The organism is Microcystis aeruginosa NIES-4325, assembly GCF_008974145.1.
Lineage (GTDB): Bacteria > Cyanobacteriota > Cyanobacteriia > Cyanobacteriales > Microcystaceae > Microcystis > Microcystis aeruginosa_G.
In genome coordinates this window covers 511-20,759 of record NZ_BJKP01000046.1, presented here as the reverse complement: position 1 = coordinate 20,759, position 20,249 = coordinate 511, and the positions used below count along the sequence as shown (strand labels likewise).

The window sequence follows — 20,249 nt, the reverse complement described above, 5'->3', positions numbered from 1 at the left end:
CTCGTAGGTCTCGATGATCTTTTGTCGCAAGTCTAAAGAATAGGGCTTCATCGGGTCGTGGCTCCTGCCTAGGTCTATAATTTATTGTCCTCTTCTATTGTACCTCATGCAAGTGCATACCGCTATATCAGTTATCAGATGTGAGTTTTCAGTTCACTGTTTACTGTTTACTGAAAAGCTTCCCACTTCCCACACCCCACACCCCACACCCTACACCCCACACCCCAGACCCCACACCCCACTTGCGTCTAAGGTTAAACTTTAATTCCTAATACTTGTGTATGGGTTCCCCGCGCTTGGGTGACACCGATGGTTCTTTCCGATGCTTCAATCATCGGCCGACGCAAACTAACAACAATAAACTGCGCTTGTTGGGCTTGTTTTTGAATCATTTTAGCCAATTTCTCCACATTTGCCCCATCTAAAAACATATCCACTTCATCAAAGGCATAAAAGGGGGAAGGACGATATCTTTGTAGGGAAAAAATAAAGCTTAAAGCGGTTAAAGATTTCTCCCCCCCAGACATGGAACTTAATCGCTGTACGGGTTTTCCCTTCGGATGGGCCACCAGATTTAAGCCACCATTAAAGGGGTCATTTTCGTCTTCTAGTTGTAAGTAACCATCGCCATCGGACAGGGTAGCAAATATGGTCTTAAAGTTTTCGTTAACGGCAGTAAATGCTTCCTGAAAAGCATTAAATCTAAGGGTGGTAAAGTTTTCTATCCGCAAAAGTAGTTCGGTTCTTTCTCCTTCTAGAGTTTGCAGTTTTTCTGATAGTTCATCTAATCTCTCTTTAGTCTTTTGGTGTTCTTCTAAAGCTAACATATTCACAGGTTCTAAAGCTGCTAATTTCTTTTGTAACTGCCGAATATCGCTTTGAATTTTCTCGAAGTCTCGCTCACTTTCAGGAATTTCGGGCAAGGGATTGGGTAAGTCCCTTTCTAGTTGACTAATTTCTGTCTGTAAAGTGGTTAGTAATGCTTGTCTTTCCTCTTGATTGTTGACTAACTTTTCCGATTGCCAGATAGCCTGTTGTTGTTGGTTTTGTTGTTGTCGCAAAACTGTCTCTGATTGGTCTCTTTTTTGCTTAGTTTCCCCTAGTTGTCGTGATAATTGCTGTAAAGCTTGATTGATTTCTAAAATATTGTGATCAAGTTTTTCTATCTCCAGATTTCCGATATTTCTCTGATTAACTGCATCGGTAATTATTTTCTCAATCTCAATAATTCTATCCGCAGACTCTTGACTTTTTTCCTCTAGTCTGATTTGTTGACTTTGTAAATCTTTTAACTGTTCCCGGACTGTAACGAGATGATTTTCTTGAGTTTGTAACTCTAATTCTTGAGCGCGAATTATTCCCTGTACCTGTTGCCATTCGCTATGGTTATGATTGGCCTCTAAAGCAGTTAATTTCTCCTGTTCTTGCTGTAAGGATAACTCTAACTGAGGAATTTCTCTAGTTAATACCTCTAACCGTTGACGAGAAATAGTAATTTCCTCTTGCTGACCCGATAATTGACGGGTTAAATCCTCTTTTTCTGTGGTTAAACGTTCTAAATCCTTGCTTAATTGTTGTAGAGATAATTGATTTTCCCGATGACTTTGACGGCTTTCGGTCAACTGTTGGGTTAACTGACTGATAAGATTATTAACTTGGGTAATTTTTTCTTCGTTGCGGGTAAGAATGCGATCGATTTCTGCTAATCTTTCCCGTAGAGATTCCGCTTCACTAGACTCCTTGGCAGAAATTTTACCAAAACGCAGCCCCGATCGAGTCGGTTTGCTGCCTCCCGTCATAGCGCCAGTCATCTCTAATAACTCGCCATCCAAAGTAACGATGCGATATTGATTGATATAATAACGGGCAGAATCTATATCATCAAAAACCACCGTACTGCCAAAAATATAGTTGAAAACCTCCCGATACTGGGGTTGAAACTTAACTAAATTCACCGCTAAATCCAGATAACCCCGCGCATGACGCAGAGAGGAAATATCCTGGGGACGGGAAGGACGAATTTTATTCAGGGGTAAAAAAGTGGCCCTACCGATGCGACGCTGTTTTAGCAAGGCAATTCCGGCAGCCGCAACGCTATCATCTTGGACGACTACATGACCTAAACGACCTCCAGCGGCGATTTCAAGAGCAATTTGATAACGTTCCTCTACTTCGCCCAATTGTGCTACTAATCCGCAGATTCCGGGCAAATCTGACTGTAATAATATTTGAGTAGCATAGGTTCCCTGGGCTTCCTGTTGTGCTTGCTTGGTCGCTTCCAGTTTATCTAATTCCCTCTGTTTGTCCCGTTGTTCCTTTAGCAGACGTTTTTGGGTGTCCTGACTGATAACGCGATTTTGTTCGGCAATGGTGAGTTTTTGGGCTAAATTTTGGATATCGGGGGCTAATTGATTAATTTTTTGTAATATTTCTTGACTTTCTTCTGCTTTTGTCCTATTAACTTGCTCTAATTCTTGCAAACGTTGACCAGCTTCTACTATATTAGTTTGTAATCGATCGCATCTTTCGGTCAATTGGGCCCGTTGGCTACGGTAGGGGTTTAATTGTTCCTGAAGACGGGTAATATTGCGGGAAAGGTCACTTTGTTCTTTTACCCAAGCTTCTGACGCTTCCGCGAGACTACTTGCTTGCAGACGATAGGTTTCTAGGGTTTCCCTTGCGGTTTCGGTTGTCCGTAGGAGACTGGGTAAAATTTCAGTTTCTAAACGGCTTTTTTGGGCAGTAATCTGGTTTAATTCGAGATTATAGCGATTAATTTCCTCTAAAAGTCTGTTTTTCTGTGCCTTAGATTCTTTTTCGAGGTTTTCTAACTCTTTTTGTCGTTGTTGCTGTTGTTGTCGTTTGGCCTGTTGACTCGCTAATCGGGAAGTCAGGGATAGGTGTTCATCTTCCCCGAAAGCTTTGACCTGTTGATTGAGTTTCTCTAATTCTTGACTATTTTGGGCGATTTGTTCGGATAAATTGGCGATAGTCTCCGTTAAAACCTGTTTTTCCCTTTCCCCAGCTTGAATTTGTCCTTGTACTTGCTGGCAGCGCTGCTGGAGATTTTGCCAATGGAGGACAATTTCCCATTGTTGTTTTTCTTGGACTTGGGCCTTGAGTTTTTGGTATTTTTCGGCTTTAATGCGATCGAGTGCTAATTTTTCCAGAGATTTTTGCAATTCTGTGGCAATAATTTGGCAGCGTTCTTCTCTTTCTTTAACCGAATCGATATTCTCCTTAGTTTTCTCAATTTTGCGGTCAAATTCGGCTACTCCTGCCAATTCGTCGATAATTTCCCGTCTTTCCTTAGCATTCATGCTGATAATTCGGGTTACGTCCCCCTGTAACACCACGTTGTACCCTTCGGGATAGATGCGTAAACGGTTTAATTGGTCGTGAAGTTCGCTAACCGTACAGGTTTCCCCATTGATATAGTAGGTAGAAGTGTAGCTGCCACCCTTAGCCACTTTTAAGCGTCGGGAAACTGTCCAATCCCTATCGGTTGCGTCAGGAATATCGGCAACATCAAAAGTCACCGAGACACTCGCTTCCGCGCTATGACGTTGATTGTTATAGCTATGATTGACTAAATCCGGTAATCTTTCGGCCCGCATTCCCTTGGAAGTAGCTAATCCCAAGCAAAATAGCAAAGCGTCGAGGATATTCGACTTTCCCGAACCATTTGGACCGGAAACCACCGTAAACCCTGGTAAAAAGGGGATGGGAGTCGTTCCCCCGAAGGATTTGAAGTGTGAGAGTTCGACCTTTTTGATGTAAACCATGGCAATAAGCAAAAAGTAGGCAAGCTATCAGCTTTAAGACAACACCCTTATAGAAAAATATAGCTGATAGTCCCCTTAGATGGCTTGAATCCATTCTTTGACTTGGTACTCTGTCCAGATACCATTTTGCCAGTAGGGATCCGCTTCGATTAATTCTCGCACTTCCGACTCGCTGACTGCCTGATAAATTCCAAAAACTTGGCTTAAATCTGCCGTTGGTCCGATAGTAATGAGAATTCCCCGTTCTTTCTGTCGATTTAATCCCTCTAGATGCGCTTGACGATAGGGTGAGCGTTTTTCCAGCACGTTTTCACAATAACTACCCCAGACAACAAATTTCGGCATATTTGACCTGTACTCTCTTGATCTGTTGCTATTTTACGATCGAATCGTCCGTCAGACTAAATCGATATAGAAAAGTGGGGGAAGTACACAGATACTGTAGGATGCAGATAGTCGGGGTGGTGATTTACAAACTTATTCGGACCGTTTACTGGGTTCTCAAATCGGGAAAAAGGCAGCATATAATTATTTTTTAAGATAAATACGAACTCCTTGAACTTCATCAACTAGCCAATAATTTTCCTTGATAACCCTAGCAATTTCAGGAAAAACTTCGTGTCCCTGAGTTTCTCTATCTTTAAATCCAGTCATTCTTGGAGCTACAGCATCAACAAATAACCTAGCATTAGAATTAATCAGATCGTCTGCATATCTTTTCAGAAAATATTCTTGCAGTGAACCTGGTAGGATTTGCCAAACAGGAACACTATCTCTTGTCGCTTGTACTATGCTTGTGTCAACATATAACTCTGGTACCCACCCCCAAACAGCCATAGATTCACCAGGAGAAGCATACTTCAGAATAGTTTTAGCAATCCGACTGAGATAATTTTTAGCAAATCTTCTGCGATTATCGAGGTGAAAATTATCTGATACTATTGTTATGGTAAATTGCAAAAAACTACTAGCAACTGTAATGAAAACTACACCTGTTAAAAGAGACAACTTTAAGTTTGAACGAGTTAATTTTGACACTTGTAAAACTTTTGCTAGTTCACCTATAAAAACGCCGATTAGAAATCCACTAGGTATAATTAGAAACAGTAAATAATGAGAAAAACCATTCCCTGGTTTAATAATTGAATAACTCGATGCAACCAAAATAAATAAACTGTAATAGACAAAACAAAATGTGTTAGAATTCTCTCGATGTCGGCTTAAAGAAAAACGCTTTATTATTAAAAATGGTATTCCTAATATCAAGGCAATTGCTGTTAATAAAAATAACATCTGTGTATCTTGCACTGTTACTAACATATCCAGAACTATGTTAATTTTGTCCAAAAAGTTTACTTGCGTTGGGTTTCCTCCCAAAACATTAGAATAAATCAAGAAATTTTGTTGTATATAAGATGTCCAGAAAGCATCATATATTGAGAAAATTGTTAAATATAGTACAACTAAAACCGAGAACAACATTACCCCAAGAAAGAAAGTAGCAAGACTCCTGATAAATTGACCTCTTGCGATGCTTTTTAGCCAGAGTATGTGCAAAAATACACAAGCAATTGAGAAAGCTATAGGAACTGACTGCATTTTGGCAAAGGGAGTAAGTCCTAGTATAAAACCCAAAGCAAATATCAGGTGATTAGGATTAGATGAATTACCAGCATAATATTTACAAACGATTAACAAAGCCACACTTAATATGGCAATTGAAAAATGTTCACTTGTATAATGCACATAGCCTGATTTTGTCATTAAGGCGACAGTGGTGACAACGGGAACTATTGCTATGCGAGAAAGGCTCTTATCGTAGAGAGTGGATAAAACATAATAAAGACAAACAATAGCAGCAATGATCATGATCAAGCCGATTACACGACTACTAGCATATTCAATTCTGAACCCGAAAAAAGCTGGTAGAGTCAGAGGATAGACATTGAGCGGTCCAGATGAACCCGCATCTACCGCACGCCAGAAAACTGGGTCTTTCAACAATTTTATCGCACCTGCAATAAACTGCGCCTCGTCTGGGTCTAGCATGGGTGACAAGAAGCCTGGCCAGCGTGCTGCTAAAATAAAAGTCACTAAGGAGATAATAAATATTAGATTTGACAATAAAAATTTCTGGAGCTTACCCGTGGGAGTTCTCAGGAATATGAGAGGAGAAAAAGTGAAAAAAATGAAGATAATAAAAGTGACTATTACCGATATTCTGTAAATAATTGACAAAGATTGAACACTTGCCAAGTTGCTCAGTAGCCACCAGCGTAAATCAATTTGATTATCTACCATTTTTTCACTACTCTATTTTCTCACATAAATCCGAATGCCCTCAACTTCATCCACCATGCGATAGTTATTTTCAATCACAGTGGCGATTTCGGGATAGGCATCATAACGACAATTCGTATTCTTGCGACGACAAATCGTCTTATCGACATAGGACTTATCCCCAGCTGTCGCATCTACAAAAACCTTTGATTTTGACTGTAATAGATCGTCTGCGAAGCTTTTTAGATGATAAGCCTGCTGGGGACCTTTAAAAGCCATCCATATAATCAAACCGTCTCTAACTCCTGGATACAGTCCAGTCTCGACATATAGATCATTCCTCTTGCCCCAGACCGCCATTGAATCAGTCGGTAAAGCGTATTGCAAGATTGTCTGCACGACGGGAGTTTGATAGTCCTGAAGATATTTTTGGTGTCGAGAGAGATAGGGGTTTTTGCTTCTGATAAAAGTATAGCTCTGTGGGAGGATGACCGCGATCATCAATAGCAATATCAAAAACTGTATCTGTTTATAAAAAGCATTATTCTCCGACAATTTAAAAATTTCTCCGATTATCACACCGATCAAAAAACCACAGGGGAAAACAAGAAAAAGAAGATAATGCAGGAAATGATTACCAGGGCGAACGACGACATAAAGAGAAACTACTAGGATAAACAGGCTGTAGAAGAAGAAGATAAAAGTATTTGTGAAAAATAGCTTTCGCCGTACAATACTTTCCCTGAAAAATAAAATCGTTGCAGGGATGAGAAAAATCGAGGTAATTTGAAATAGTGAACTTGAGTTTAATCCTTCACGACTAGCCATTGATATAAATTGGCTGAACTTTTCGCCGAAGGTTCGGTTCTTTAGGTCGGCATAAATTAATAAATTCTGGATGATATACCTTCTCCAGAAATCCTCAGAGGTTGAAAAAAGAATTAAGAAAAAGAGATTGATAGCAGAAAACAGCAATAAGCCTAAGGCAAGCGTGGCTAAACTTTTAAGAAATTGTCGGAGACTTTCTTTTTTTGTCCAAAGTATGTGAGCGAAAATTAAAGTGATTGCCAGCGCGACGGGAAGACCCTGCATTTTTGCGTAGGGCATCATTCCGATAACTGCACCAAAGATAAAAACCATGCGATCACTAAACTCGCGGGTGTAAACGTAGCAGGTCATCCAAAGAGCAGCACTTAAAATAGCGATCGGGAAATGTTCGCTGCTATAGTGAACGAAATTACTGTGGACTGCCGAGGAGAAAAATAAAACAACTGGGATAGTCGCAATACGGGCGACTCGATTATCGTATAAATATTTAAGCGAGTAATAGAAAAAAATAACGGACAGAATAACTAAAAATAAGCCGATAACTCGAGCGCTGGCGTAATCGATGCGAATATTCAATAGTTTAGGAATAGTCAGGGGTATAATATTCAGCGGACCCGATGAGCCAGTATCAACCGAACGCCAGAAAGCTGCATCTTTAAACAGTTTCATCGCGGCGGCAATGAAGAGATCTTCATCCGAATTAATAGATGGAGCGAGTAAAACTGGCCAACGACCGGCGAGAATCGCTAACCCCGTCCACGCTAAAAAAACAGGTTCCGAGAAAACCCGCAAGACAAATCTACTAATCTTCGACTCGTTGAAGATTGTAGGAGAAAGCGCTAGAACGACAAATATGAATAATACAATAATCAGACTTATCCTATATAGATTAGGTAATCCAGAGAGGTTTTCTATTGCATTTAATAAAGATAAGCGTAAGTCAAAATTTTTCATGATCACTTGGGGCATTAGTTCGACAGTTATAGATTAGTAAAAGTTGATTCTTTCCCGTTCGACCACTAAAGGCCTTTTTAAAATTCTCATGTGCATTAAGCCAATGTATTCCCCAATAATACCGATAAAAAATAGTTGCACAGAAGCTAGTAAAAATAGTCCGACCATGATTGGTGCGGTTCCTAAAGGAAAATAATCCCAGAACAACAATTTGGCGATTAAATAACCTAACGCCACTAGCAGACTCAAGAGGGACAAAATAAAGCCTAACATGGTGGCCAGTCTGAGGGGTACTTGGGAGTGACTGGTAATACCCAACATCGCTTCGCTATAGTATCGATAGAAATTGTAACTACTTATACCCCGTTTTCGCCGTTGTTGTTGATACTCAAAAGAGAAACTTTCAAAACCCAACTCTTCGATCAGTCCCCTAAAATAGGGATAGGGATCGTTAATCTCTCGTAGAACATTAATGACTTTCTGATCGTATAAACCGAAACCTGTAAAGTTTCTAGTAACTTTTATATCTGAAAGATTGTCCATTAAATAATAAAAAATTTGTCTAGCAAAATAGAAAAAAGCTCCTTCTTTCATCGGAGTTTTAACCGCTTTAACAACTTTATAGCCTTCCTCCCACTTCTTGACAAATTCTAGGATTAATTCGGGAGGATCTTGCAAATCTGCTACCATAAAAATAACCGCATCTCCGTAACACTGAAGAATACCATAGTAACCAGAACGAACGGGTCCGAAATTTCTAGCATTAACGATGACTTTTACCCTAGAGTCTTTTTGAGCAATTTTTTTTAATTCATCTACAGTTTTATCTTGGGAAGCGTTATCGATAAAAAGATGTTCATACTCATAGTTAGGTAACTGATAAAAGACTTCTTTAACCCGCAAGTAAATATCTTCAACATTCTCTTCTTCATTATAACAAGGAGTCATAATCGTAATTTTTTTCATCATCTACTTCCTCTAAAAACAAAGGTTTTATTTAAGAAATAGGAAACAATTGCTAGAGGCAATACTAAGATAGCTTGTGCCACTAAGATATTAATTCCTAGCATCTTAACAATTCGTAAGGATTCAGCGTTTAATAAGTAAATCACTAAATAAACACCAATAAAGCGAGATAGTAGTCGATTATTTTGGTCTTTAAAAACAATAGCTCCGATAGTTTTAAAGTTGAATAATACCCCGCAAATAGTAGCGATAAGTAAGGAATAGCGATAATCTAATCCTAGACAAATCAGCAAGGCAAACACCGAATAACCAAATAAGGTATTAACTACCCCCACTAACAAAAATCTAACAAATTTACTTTTTTTGATTAGATACATTTTTCTACAATCGTGACATAAAATTTCTAACTTTTTTCTTAACTGAGGCAACATCTAGCCGATGTTCTTGCATCAAATATTGATAAGTTCCGCAAAATTGAGAAAATCGATCTTCAATACCAATGCGACAAATCCAACTGGGATGATAGGTGCTGGCAATTTCAGAAATAGCAGAACCCAAACCCCCATAGATAGAATGTTCTTCTATCACCACAATAGCTTGATATTGCTGACAAATTTCTCTCACTTGTTGGACATCAAGAGGCTTAATAAAAGGAACACTCCACACCCCACTATTATCCCATTCTTGGGCCACTTCTAGAGCCGTTTTAACCATCGAACCTGTCGCCAAAAATCCAAGGTTGCCGGTGCCTGGTTTAACGGGGTAAAGTTTACCCGGATCAATATTAGGTAAAGTCTCATGAATTACACCTAAATCTGCCTTACCCATGCGTAAATAAACCGCTCCATCAGTGTTAAAAGCCCAATTCATACATTGAGTCATTTCGGAGGCATCTGCTGGGGAGAGAATCGAGATATTAGGTAAAGCCCTTAAAGCGGCAATATCTTCGGTAGACTGATGACTAGAACCCAGACTACTATAGACCACTCCAGCACCATCTCCAATCAATAAAACCTTTAATTGTTCATAACAAATATCTAACTTAATTTGTTCTAGAACTCTTATCGGCAGAAAAGAACTTAAACCATAAACTACTGGAAAAAATCCCGATTTAGCGAGTCCTGCCGCCACCCCTACCATATTTTGTTCTGCTACCCCCGCATTGATATATTGTTTAGGGCAAGCCTGACGAAAATCATCGAATAAAGCATAACCATGATCCCCAGTTAATAACAGAACTCGCTCATCCCCTAAAGCAAATTTGACTAAAGCATCTGAAAAAGCGTTTCTCATAAACTTAATTTGTCCTTGTAAACTTGAGTTTCTAATTCGGCTTTAGCTTGGGCATAAATCTCACGATTTAATCGGCTATAATGCCAAACATTATTATCTTCCATGAAAGAAACACCTTTCCCTTTAACCGTGTGAGCGATAACAGCTTTAGGACAAGAAGAAGACAGTTCTAATAATCCTTGAAAGACCTGATCTAATGCCTTTTCATCATGACCATCTACTTCTCGACACTCAAAACCAAAAGCCCGGAACTTATCAGCAATTTGGCCTAAATTCATCACTTCTTGAGTAGGCCCCATCGCTTGATAACCATTAGCATCTACAATGACTAACAAGTTAGACAGTTGAAAATGAGAGGCAAAAAGTAGGGCTTCCCAAATCGACCCCTCATTAATTTCTCCATCCCCCACAAGGGCAAAACAACGCTGTCCGGTTCCTTTAATTTTACTAGCTAACGCCATCCCTACACCCACAGATAAACCATGCCCTAAAGACCCTGAACTTACTTCTAAACCAGGCACATGAGCATCAGATAACCCTTTAAGAATTGTACCATCCCCAAAGTAATTATCAATATCCTTATCCGTTAGCCAGCCTAACTCATACATACAAGCATATTGAGCCATTACTCCATGACCTTTACTGAGAATTAAATAATCTCTGCCAGAGGACTCCGGTTGACCATTCCCTAGATTTAGGTAAGAACGATAGAGAACTGCGAGAATCTCGATAATAGAAAAGGCACAGCCAATATGCACGGTCGAACCAGCAAAGGCCATCCTCAGAACAGTTTGACGGAGTTGATTTCCTTGAAATTTCATGAGTTAAACCCCTCAATGATTATCAGTTTGTGTTAGTCTTTGTGGATACCATGCAAGGGTTTTTTTTATACCCGTAGATAAATCAACGGTTGCCTTGAGTCCTAATTCTTTTAATGCTCTGTCAGTAGCGGGTACATATCTGGCAATCCGTTGACCTACAACTGGTTCTTGAGCAACAGTGATAGAATTAGGGTGTCCAGCAATTTCCGCCACTGCTAAGGCGGTATCTTTGATGTTGATTTCCACATTTGAACCCACATTATAAGGACGACAAGACTCGCCCTTAAATAATATAGTCCATAACCAAATCATCAAATCCGAAGCATATAAATAGGAACGATAGGGGGTTCCATCTCCTTTAATATGAATCGTTTTTCCCTCTAAAATGTCCTTGATAAAGTTGCCAATGGCAAAAGATTCATCTAAAGGTAAATACGGACCGACAAAGGCAAAACACCGGGCAATTTTTACCCCTATATTATACTCCTGAGCATACAAGACACTCAAGAGTTCTGCGAGTCGTTTTCCCTCTCCATAAACGGAGTTAGGAGAACTCACATCCGGCGCCCCTTGATAACTTTCCGGAATATGACTTATATCTGAGGGTTGTTGACCATAAATTGCTCCTGAGCTAGTTAGTAATAATTTTTTTGTGCCACAATTTTTAGCAAAATCTAGCACTCGCCAAGTCCCTTGTACTGTAGTATCTAGCACAGAAAGACGATCCTCTTGATGTACTAGAGAACTTGCATCCGTTGCCGCATGAATAATATAAGAAAACTCCCCTTCAGGAAACTCAAATGACCTAACATCCCCGCTATGGAATTGAATAGCGGGATGATTGGCTAAATGAGGAGCTTTTTGCCTGAAACTATCGGGATTTCTGGTTAAAACCACTGCTGATGCTTTTAAGTCTAGCTGATCATTGGCCCAGATAAAACTTTCTAATAACCAACAGCCAAAAAAGCCTGTACCTCCGGTAATAAATATTCGCTGTCCCCGCAATTCTTCCCACAGGTCCTTAGTGTGGGCGAGAATGTGATTTAAGTCATTTGTTAGAAGATTGGTCATAAGAGCATATTACACCAGCTATGAATATTATGATACATAACGAATTACATTTACCCTTTTATCTTTGATTATTTAATCCTTCTTTGATAACTAAACCTCCAAGTATTAACATCAATAGAGGACTCAAGATGACAATAATACTCGGTTCTTGTGCTGTCATTTGCGGAATGATAAAGTAGTTTTTCAGGATTAACAAAAGCCCAAAAAGAACACCATACATTAGATCATGTTTACCTTGTTTTTCTTCATTGACAAAAAAAGCTAAATGTACATATAATTCAACAAAAGTAAGGTGAGAGACAGTAAAGGATAAGATTCGTTTTATATCATAAACTATCATCAATGTCAACCCCTAGTGATCGCAATTGTGATGCCAATCGCTCGGCTCGTTGCTTTTCCTGCTCGGCTCGTTGCCGCTCTTGCTCGGCCCGTTGCTTTTCCTGCTCTACTAACTCACTCCCCCACAATAACAGATTGCCCGACTTATCCCACCAACGTAACCAATAGGCTGTTACTTCCGCTTTTTTTCCCTGCCAGACTCCCAAAAATAAGTTAATCTCTGCTATCCAATAACGATTGTTTTCATTAGGTTTTTGTTGTTCATATCTTCCTTGATTCAATCGATAAATTTCTAATTCTCCGGTTTTTGGCTGAAATATTCCATAGACAGGTACTTGTAAGATTTGCTCGTAAAAATACCATTTTCCATAGGGATAGTGAGGATTGATGGAATACTCACCCCCTTCGGTTTCCGAGATAAACTCTAGGACGATGGTAGGAATTTCTCCTTGGAGGTGGGGAGTGTAACTGCGCCGAATTTCTCCACTAGCAATGGGTTTTACTGAGGGAATATAAACCCAATCAGGTGCTTTGACAACTGTTTGAGTTTTAACGGTAGCACACAAGCCAAAATTAGAGGCAATTAGCATCGATTCTAGAATTAGTCCTGCTAATTCTAGGGATTCGCGTAAAGCGGCTGCTAAGAGAGGTTGCAGGTTATTGTCCACAGGTTCGTCAGGTAATACAAAATCATCTGGCAGTTTTTCCCAGGTGATTGGCGGTGATTTTGGGGGTAAATCAATAGCAGATGGTGTCATTGTCCTAAACAGTCCTTTCTATATTTAATAAGCTCTCATAAACTGTCCACGACTAAGTAGGTGCATTAAATTAATTATAAAATAGACCTGTAGGTGAACAATGCCTGCAATTATTTCATACACTATCATCAACTTCAACTCCTAGCGCTCTTAATTTTGCTGCCAAGCGTTCAGCCCGTTGCTTTTCCTGCTCGGCCCGGTGCTTTTCCTGCTCGGCCAACTCCTCTATGGTGGGGAGCAATTGCCCCTCTGCTGTTGCCCAACGTAGCCAAGTAATCGGCTCTTGTTCATCCCCATAAATTCCCTGCCACCGCACTAACACTAGCCCTAATATTTCGCTGCTGAACCTGCCTTGAGCATCTGGGTTTAAAGATTTATAAACACCCCCTTCTAAGCGATGTCCCGCTAAATCTTCTGGGTCAAAGGGATCATACCAAAAGTATTCTGTCACCCGCAAACGATTCTGATAGATAAGCTTTTTCTCTTCTTTATCTTTTTTTGCTGTACTTTCAGAAAGCAACTCAATCACCACATCAGGAGCTTTTTCTTCTTCCCAGACGACCCAGCTTTTCCGTTCTTTTCGAGGCACGTCCACAACGACAAATACATCGGGCCCGCGATAATCCTCGTTACGCACTTGATTGGGGCTAAAGTAAACAAACATATTGCCTCCGACAAACGCTTCCCGTCCTTGGTTTTTTAACCACCGGGAGAGAGGTCTGACTAATAACTGCATTTGCAGTCCGTGTCGCTGGGTTTCCATGGGAATACCATCATCAGAAGGTAGTTCATCTTCGGTCGGTGGTAGCTTGATCCCTTGTGGGTTAGCTGCAATTAGGAGGGTTTCTTGAGCCATTGGTTGGTTGGGGTGAACAACTGATGCCACTTTCTTATCATAAACCATTGTCAATGTCAACCCAATTGCTACCGCATTTGTGCTGCCAAGCCTTCGGCTCGTTTTAGGTTATGTGATTTTGTCAAGATTCTCTGATTCTATTACAATTCTAATCTTTTATGTAAATCTGACAATTTTTCAGGATAGGGTCATCTATGTTTTTCCCTGACTCTACAAGCTTGTAATTATTCTCATAGAGTAATTGTAAAAAAGTGTCATGAAGATTTTCTTTTATGACAGGTACATTTATGGGACATAGGGTGACAATTGGATTGAATTTATTGAGAGCATCAATAAAACGGGGCTGAAAAGAATTGTCCTCAGAGAAAATAGAAGTTATCTCGGGATAAAACAATACTTTTCTGTTTTTGTGAAGATAATAATAGGATTCAAATGAATCTGAAAGAAGAATTGATGGGCGGTTTAATTGTTTTTCTAATGTAGCCACTCTCTCGGACAAGCTGACTAAAGCAGACATTTGCGAATAGCTTTTAGGGCTTTTAAAATTGGATATAGTTAAGGGGATAAATTTTACACAAGCGATTAGGGACATAATAATAAAGGGCATGACTAATACACTGACAAGGGAGAGTCTGAATAGCTCAAACGAATTGGGCAATAGGATTGGCAAGAACTCCCTCAATGCAATTTTATTCTGCATCAATTTCGGTTCAGATTCAGACATTTTTTGTTGATAAGAACTAAAGGCATAATCAATCAAACAACCATAGGAAAGAAAAAATGGAAGTGATACAAATAACAAATTCCAAGGATGACTTCTATTGACAAAATAAAAGAGGCTAACTATTCCCCAGATGGCAATTACAAAACGATACTTAGCGTTTTTATCCTCAATAGGACTCTGAAAAGATTGTATGATGTTAAAACCGTAAACAACCATAAATATCATCCATATATTATCTGGAAAAGGCAAACCTAGAAAGCCAGAGCCAAATTTAAGAGTAGAACCCGTATAATTGAGAAAATTTATAAATTCTCCAGCAATAATTCTAAAGCCAAAAATAACTATGGACATGATAATTATGAGATTTATACTAAATCCCGCTAATCTTTTAATCATGTTTTTTGCGCTAAAACCATCTATTTTAAACTCATTCCAAATGTAAATAAAAAAGTACATAATCAACACAACTACACCAGAATCAAAATTACTTAATAGAGCCATTGCCACTATAAAATCTAGAATCAAATCTCGTAAGTTAATTGTTAAAAATCCAATGGAAAAAGTAGCTTTATCGAGAAATTTTCTTTCAGATATATAGAACGAAGTGACCAGTAAAAGACAAGGAAATAAAGTTCTTAAAGGAAAATATTGAAAGTATAAATCTCCTCCTACTACCCTAAAATAAAAATAACTCCAAAATAGGCAGCTGATGAATACCAAAATTCTGAACAACGGATTTTTGTAAATAGCTTTAACTATTAAATAGTAAAGAATAATCTGAAGAGCAATCAAACTACACACAACAATTTTCATAGACAATAGACTATTTCCCATTAATCGTGATAGTAGGCCAAGCCAAAGATAATATCCGCCATATAAAGTTTTAAACCCATCATCAACAAGAGGAATAAAAGGGGAATCGCTATTAATGGCCGCTAATGGGAAGAGAAACGCATTAAAATGGTAGTTAGATGGATCAGTATAAACCAGACTCCAAGCAACTGATGTAACCGTTACTAAAACTCCAATAAAAATTATATTCTCAATCAATAATGTTCTCAAAAATTTACGAAGGGAAAATAAATGTAATAGAAAAAAGAAAATAAATGTTAAAATTAATGCAACTGGAATTAGCACCAAAAAATTCAAGCTTGATAAAAAGGTTGTCAGTTTACCCCAATTGTAGAAACTGAGACTTCTACCAGTTCCTTCGGTAAAGAGCTTTTGAATTGCTATCGTGTTGAAAACAAGACCAAGTCCCCACGAAAATAAAAACTCAAGATTACGACTTTGATTTGTCACTTGCCAATTATTGATTATTTTTGATAAAATAGAACTCAAATAATTCAAAACTTTACCCAAAAATATAGGGAAAACAATAATGGAAATTAAAATCAATAGATACCACATTGCTTCATACCTTTCATTTCCTTTCAAGCTTTCAAATCTTGTGGTAAGAAGATAATTTACATTAATAAAAATAAGTAAGAACGCCCCTACTCCTTTAAGCCATTGATCAACAATCACAGGTTTATTCATTTGATACATTTTATTTTCCTCTTTATTTATTGTCTTTTACAATTTAGATTAAAGAACATCCCTAGGTAACTCTTAATCAAAGTTGACTCGCGCTCTCTCTACAACTAGAGGTCTTTTTAAGCTTCGTCTATTTATCAAACCAATATATTCTCCTAAAATACCTATAAAAAATAATTGTACAGAAGAAAAAAGAAACAATCCGATAATGATTGCCGCTATCCCTATAGGGAAAAGGTTCCAAAACAGAAGCTTCAAAATCAAAGTCCCCAGACCGACCAGAAAACTCAGTAGAGATAGAGCGAACCCGATCATTGTCGCCAATCTTAGCGGAAAATTAGAATAGGTAGTTATACCCAGCATTGCTAGGTCGTACATTCGATAAAAATTGAAACTACTCTTACCTCGTTTTCGGACTTTCTGATGATACTCGATTTTAGCGATCTTAAAACCGACTTCTGAAATAAGACCCTTCAAGTAGGGATAAGGATCATCGATCAAACGCAATGCTTCTATCACTTTGTGATCATATAAACCGAAGCCGGTAAAATTAGCAGTTAAGTCAATCTCTTCTGATAGGGTTCTAACTAAAAAATAATAAAATCTTCTTACATTATAGACCAAATAATTCTCTTGACTCGATCTTTTAATCCCTTTAACAACTTGATAGCCTTCCTCCCATTTTTCTAAAAAATCGACGATTAGTTCGGGAGGATCCTGACAATCGGCGAAGACTAAAATAACCGCATCTCCAGTTCCTTGTAAAAGTCCGTAATAGGTAGAACGAACAAAGCCAAAATTCCTAGCGTTAATGATAATTTTGACTCTAGAGTCGCTTTGAGAAATTTGCTCTAATATACTGACTGTTTGATCTTGAGAGTCATTATCAATAAAAATATGTTCGTATTCATACTTTCCTAATCTTGCAAAAATCTCTTTGACCTCAGTATATGAAAACTCAACATTATCTTGTTCATTATAGCAGGGAGTAACAACACTAATTAATTTTTTACTCATCTTAAATTTCCTCAATTTTATTTATGTTCAAATGGTCTTTATACCATTCAATTGTATTTTTTAATCCCGTCGTTAAATTATATTTTTGTGTCCAATCAGTCTTTTTTCTCAGCAACTCATTATTAGCACAAATAAACATGGGATCATTGGGACGGTAAGGCAAAGCCCCCAGATGAATTAAATCAGGTTTTCCTAATAAATTACCAAGTTCAAGTGCTATTTGTCCAACGGTTACAGGTTGACCAGAACCAACATTAACTACACCTGAAACGTTGCTCTTAGCAACTGCCCAAATTGCTGATGCTATATCCTCAACATGAAGAAAATCCAGAACTTGTTCACCTTTAGTTGTTTTTACCACTTCATCCCGCAGCAGTGAACAAATAACCGACGGAACTAACCGTCGCTCATCCTCCATTGGTCCATACTGATAAAACAAACGAACCCATGTTAACTCCACTTCGGCGATCTGCGCTAGTTGTTGTAAAATAGTCAACAGTGCCACCTTGCTCGCTGCATATAAAGTTATGGGTTTTGTCGGACTTGATTCAGAAAAATATCCTAGATTGAAATCATACTCAAAACAAGTCCCTATACCCACAAACCGCTTACAACCTACTTCAGCTAGTTGAGAGAATAAATTGAGACTTGCCTGGAATGAATTCAAGTTTTCCTGAGAATTTAGTTGTTTTCCTGACCCAACATGCCAAGCTAAGTGAATGCACAATTCAGGCTTGATTTTCTGCAAATAAGCATTCACTGTTTCAAATGCTACTAAGTCAGATTGCCATAAATGTAGTGATGGCAGAATATCTTGAATTCGCCATTGGTTGCTGCCTTCTCGTACAAGCGCATATACCTCACACCCTTCGGCTACTAAAAGCCTTGCTACATGGGAACCAACAAAACCACTCGCACCAGTAATTAATACTTTCATGCTTTCTTTAAATTGTTTTGATTCTCGATAAACAAATGGACTCCGAAATTCTGAAAAAGGAACGCCCCTACTCCTTTAAGCCATTGATCAATCGCAGTTTTATTCATTTGATACATTTTATTTTCCTCTTTATTTATTGTCTTTTACAATTTAGATTAAAGAACATCCCTAGGTAACTCTTAATCAAAGTTGACTCGCGCTCTCTCTACAACTAGAGGTCTTTTTAAGCTTCGTCTATTTATCAAACCAATATATTCTCCTAAAATACCTATAAAAAATAATTGTACAGAAGAAAAAAGAAACAATCCGATAATGATTGCCGCTATCCCTATAGGGAAAAGGTTCCAAAACAGAAGCTTCAAAATCAAAGTCCCCAGACCGACCAGAAAACTCAGTAGAGATAGAGCGAACCCGATCATTGTCGCCAATCTTAGCGGAAAATTAGAATAGGTAGTTATACCCAGCATTGCTAGATCGTACATTCGATAAAAATTGAAACTACTCTTACCTCGTTTTCGGACTTTCTGATGATACTCGATTTTAGCACTCTTAAAACCGACTTCTGAAATAAGACCCTTCAAGTAGGGATAAGGATCATCGATCAAACGCAATGCTTCTATCACTTTGTGATCATATAAACCGAAGCCGGTAAAATTAGCAGTTAAGTCAATCTCTTCTGATAGGGTTCTAACTAAAAAATAATAAAATCTTCTTACATTATAGACCAAATAATTCTCTTGACTCGATCTTTTAATCCCTTTAACAACTTGATAGCCTTCCTCCCATTTTTCTAAAAAATCGACGATTAGTTCGGGAGGATCCTGACAATCGGCGAAGACTAAAATAACCGCATCTCCAGTTCCTTGTAAAAGTCCGTAATAGGTAGAACGAACAAAGCCAAAATTCCTAGCGTTAATGATAATTTTGACTCTAGAGTCGCTTTGAGAAATTTGCTCTAATATACTGACTGTTTGATCTTGAGAGTCATTATCAATAAAAATATGTTCGTATTCATACTTTCCTAATCTTGCAAAAATCTCTTTGACCTCAGTATATGAAAACTCAACATTATCTTGTTCATTATAGCAGGGAGTAACAACACTAATTAATTTTTTACTCATCTTAAATTTCCTCAATTTTATTTATGTTCAAATGGTCTTTATACCATTCAATTGTATTTTTTAATCCCGTCGTTAAATTATATTTTTGTGTCCAATCAGTCTTTTTTCTCAGCAACTCATTATTAGCACAAATAAACATGGGATCATTGGGACGGTAAGGCAAAGCCCCCAGATGAATTAAATCAGGTTTTCCTAATAAATTACCAAGTTCAAGTGCTATTTGTCCAACGGTTACAGGTTGACCAGAACCAACATTAACTACACCTGAAACGTTGCTCTTAGCAACTGCCCAAATTGCTGATGCTATATCCTCAACATGAAGAAAATCCAGAACTTGTTCACCTTTAGTTGTTTTTACCACTTCATCCCGCAGCAGTGAACAAATAACCGACGGAACTAACCGTCGCTCATCCTCCATTGGTCCATACTGATAAAACAAACGAACCCATGTTAACTCCACTTCGGCGATCTGCGCTAGTTGTTGTAAAATAGTCAACAGTGCCACCTTGCTCGCTGCATATAAAGTTATGGGTTTTGTCGGACTTGATTCAGAAAAATATCCTAGATTGAAATCATACTCAAAACAAGTCCCTATACCCACAAACCGCTTACAACCTACTTCAGCTAGTTGAGAGAATAAATTGAGACTTGCCTGGAATGAATTCAAGTTTTCCTGAGAATTTAGTTGTTTTCCTGACCCAACATGCCAAGCTAAGTGAATGCACAATTCAGGCTTGATTTTCTGCAAATAAGCATTCACTGTTTCAAATGCTACTAAGTCAGATTGCCATAAATGTAGTGATGGCAGAATATCTTGAATTCGCCATTGGTTGCTGCCTTCTCGTACAAGCGCATATACCTCACACCCTTCGGCTACTAAAAGCCTTGCTACATGGGAACCAACAAAACCACTCGCACCAGTAATTAATACTTTCATGCTTTCTTTAAATTGTTTTGATTCTC

17 protein-coding genes are annotated in these 20,249 nt (G+C 38.4%); all 17 read right to left on the bottom strand.

Annotated elements, in window-relative coordinates; translation table 11 throughout:
* Positions 1-254 precede the first annotated feature (254 nt).
* The gene (gene smc, locus MiAbW_RS17455; RefSeq protein ID WP_151697141.1) at positions 255-3,785 is read right to left on the bottom strand and encodes a chromosome segregation protein SMC; all 3,531 of its coding nucleotides are present in this window, start codon (positions 3,783-3,785) and stop codon (positions 255-257) included.
* Between the two features lie 75 nt (positions 3,786-3,860).
* Entirely contained in the window at positions 3,861-4,130 is a 270-nt protein-coding gene (locus MiAbW_RS17450) for a YciI family protein (protein WP_151697140.1), read from the bottom strand.
* Positions 4,131-4,313: 183 nt separating this feature from the next.
* Positions 4,314-6,086 (bottom strand): hypothetical protein, encoded by a 1,773-nt coding sequence (locus tag MiAbW_RS17445; protein WP_151697139.1) that lies wholly within the window; start codon positions 6,084-6,086, stop codon positions 4,314-4,316.
* Between the two features lie 12 nt (positions 6,087-6,098).
* Positions 6,099-7,847 carry a hypothetical protein gene (locus tag MiAbW_RS17440; RefSeq protein WP_238707335.1) on the bottom strand — a complete coding sequence of 583 codons (1,749 nt, stop codon included), beginning with the start codon at positions 7,845-7,847 and terminating at the stop codon, positions 6,099-6,101.
* Between the two features lie 33 nt (positions 7,848-7,880).
* Positions 7,881-8,813 (bottom strand): glycosyltransferase family 2 protein, encoded by a 933-nt coding sequence (locus MiAbW_RS17435; protein ID WP_151697143.1) that lies wholly within the window; start codon positions 8,811-8,813, stop codon positions 7,881-7,883.
* Positions 8,813-9,190 carry a GtrA family protein gene (locus tag MiAbW_RS17430; protein ID WP_151697137.1) on the bottom strand — a complete coding sequence of 126 codons (378 nt, stop codon included), beginning with the start codon at positions 9,188-9,190 and terminating at the stop codon, positions 8,813-8,815. The genes MiAbW_RS17435 and MiAbW_RS17430 overlap by 1 nt, the downstream gene beginning before the upstream one ends.
* A 4-nt stretch (positions 9,191-9,194) precedes the next feature.
* Positions 9,195-10,106: a transketolase family protein gene (locus MiAbW_RS17425; RefSeq protein ID WP_151697136.1), complete on the bottom strand. Its 912-nt coding sequence runs from the start codon at positions 10,104-10,106 to the stop codon at positions 9,195-9,197.
* Positions 10,103-10,927: a transketolase gene (locus MiAbW_RS17420; protein ID WP_151697135.1), complete on the bottom strand. Its 825-nt coding sequence runs from the start codon at positions 10,925-10,927 to the stop codon at positions 10,103-10,105. The genes MiAbW_RS17425 and MiAbW_RS17420 overlap by 4 nt, the downstream gene beginning before the upstream one ends.
* A 12-nt stretch (positions 10,928-10,939) precedes the next feature.
* Complete coding sequence (locus MiAbW_RS17415) at positions 10,940-11,998, bottom strand: NAD-dependent epimerase/dehydratase family protein (protein ID WP_151697134.1); 1,059 nt, start codon at positions 11,996-11,998, stop codon at positions 10,940-10,942.
* Positions 11,999-12,056: 58 nt separating this feature from the next.
* On the bottom strand, positions 12,057-12,338 hold the full coding sequence (locus MiAbW_RS17410; protein WP_151697133.1) for a hypothetical protein: 282 nt from the start codon (positions 12,336-12,338) through the stop codon (positions 12,057-12,059).
* On the bottom strand, positions 12,325-13,095 hold the full coding sequence (locus MiAbW_RS17405; protein ID WP_151697132.1) for a Uma2 family endonuclease: 771 nt from the start codon (positions 13,093-13,095) through the stop codon (positions 12,325-12,327). Before MiAbW_RS17405 ends, MiAbW_RS17410 begins: the two co-directional genes overlap by 14 nt.
* A 115-nt stretch (positions 13,096-13,210) precedes the next feature.
* Positions 13,211-13,951, bottom strand: coding sequence for a Uma2 family endonuclease (locus tag MiAbW_RS17400; RefSeq protein WP_052276406.1), 741 nt, complete (start codon positions 13,949-13,951; stop codon positions 13,211-13,213).
* Between the two features lie 148 nt (positions 13,952-14,099).
* The gene (locus MiAbW_RS20275) at positions 14,100-16,223 is read right to left on the bottom strand and encodes a hypothetical protein (RefSeq protein ID WP_238707334.1); all 2,124 of its coding nucleotides are present in this window, start codon (positions 16,221-16,223) and stop codon (positions 14,100-14,102) included.
* Between the two features lie 63 nt (positions 16,224-16,286).
* A complete protein-coding gene (locus MiAbW_RS17390; RefSeq protein WP_151697131.1) occupies positions 16,287-17,228 on the bottom strand; it encodes a glycosyltransferase family 2 protein in 942 nt (313 codons plus the stop codon).
* Position 17,229: 1 nt separating this feature from the next.
* Positions 17,230-18,165, bottom strand: coding sequence for an NAD-dependent epimerase/dehydratase family protein (locus tag MiAbW_RS17385; RefSeq protein ID WP_151697129.1), 936 nt, complete (start codon positions 18,163-18,165; stop codon positions 17,230-17,232).
* A 179-nt stretch (positions 18,166-18,344) separates the two neighbouring features.
* On the bottom strand, positions 18,345-19,286 hold the full coding sequence (locus MiAbW_RS17380; RefSeq protein ID WP_151697130.1) for a glycosyltransferase family 2 protein: 942 nt from the start codon (positions 19,284-19,286) through the stop codon (positions 18,345-18,347).
* A gap of 1 nt (position 19,287) precedes the next feature.
* Positions 19,288-20,249 (bottom strand): NAD-dependent epimerase/dehydratase family protein (locus MiAbW_RS17375; RefSeq protein ID WP_238707333.1); only part of this gene is annotated, 962 nt, incomplete at its 5' end.

Excerpts from the sequence above, each read along its gene's own strand:
- MiAbW_RS17420 (WP_151697135.1), bottom strand. The coding sequence starts at position 10,927 with ATGAAATTTCAAGGAAATCAACTCCGTCAAACTGTTCTGAGGATGGCC.
- MiAbW_RS17385 (WP_151697129.1), bottom strand. The coding sequence starts at position 18,165 with ATGAAAGTATTAATTACTGGTGCGAGTGGTTTTGTTGGTTCCCATGTA.
- MiAbW_RS17435 (WP_151697143.1), bottom strand. The coding sequence starts at position 8,813 with ATGAAAAAAATTACGATTATGACTCCTTGTTATAATGAAGAAGAGAAT.
- MiAbW_RS17425 (WP_151697136.1), bottom strand. The coding sequence starts at position 10,106 with ATGAGAAACGCTTTTTCAGATGCTTTAGTCAAATTTGCTTTAGGGGAT.
- MiAbW_RS17445 (WP_151697139.1), bottom strand. The coding sequence starts at position 6,086 with ATGGTAGATAATCAAATTGATTTACGCTGGTGGCTACTGAGCAACTTG.
- MiAbW_RS17390 (WP_151697131.1), bottom strand. The coding sequence starts at position 17,228 with ATGAGTAAAAAATTAATTAGTGTTGTTACTCCCTGCTATAATGAACAA.
- MiAbW_RS20275 (WP_238707334.1), bottom strand. The coding sequence starts at position 16,223 with ATGTATCAAATGAATAAACCTGTGATTGTTGATCAATGGCTTAAAGGA.
- MiAbW_RS17440 (WP_238707335.1), bottom strand. The coding sequence starts at position 7,847 with ATGAAAAATTTTGACTTACGCTTATCTTTATTAAATGCAATAGAAAAC.
- MiAbW_RS17415 (WP_151697134.1), bottom strand. The coding sequence starts at position 11,998 with ATGACCAATCTTCTAACAAATGACTTAAATCACATTCTCGCCCACACT.
- MiAbW_RS17380 (WP_151697130.1), bottom strand. The coding sequence starts at position 19,286 with ATGAGTAAAAAATTAATTAGTGTTGTTACTCCCTGCTATAATGAACAA.
- MiAbW_RS17405 (WP_151697132.1), bottom strand. The coding sequence starts at position 13,095 with ATGACACCATCTGCTATTGATTTACCCCCAAAATCACCGCCAATCACC.
- smc (WP_151697141.1), bottom strand. The coding sequence starts at position 3,785 with ATGGTTTACATCAAAAAGGTCGAACTCTCACACTTCAAATCCTTCGGG.
- MiAbW_RS17400 (WP_052276406.1), bottom strand. The coding sequence starts at position 13,951 with ATGGCTCAAGAAACCCTCCTAATTGCAGCTAACCCACAAGGGATCAAG.
- MiAbW_RS17450 (WP_151697140.1), bottom strand. The coding sequence starts at position 4,130 with ATGCCGAAATTTGTTGTCTGGGGTAGTTATTGTGAAAACGTGCTGGAA.
- MiAbW_RS17430 (WP_151697137.1), bottom strand. The coding sequence starts at position 9,190 with ATGTATCTAATCAAAAAAAGTAAATTTGTTAGATTTTTGTTAGTGGGG.
- MiAbW_RS17410 (WP_151697133.1), bottom strand. The coding sequence starts at position 12,338 with ATGATAGTTTATGATATAAAACGAATCTTATCCTTTACTGTCTCTCAC.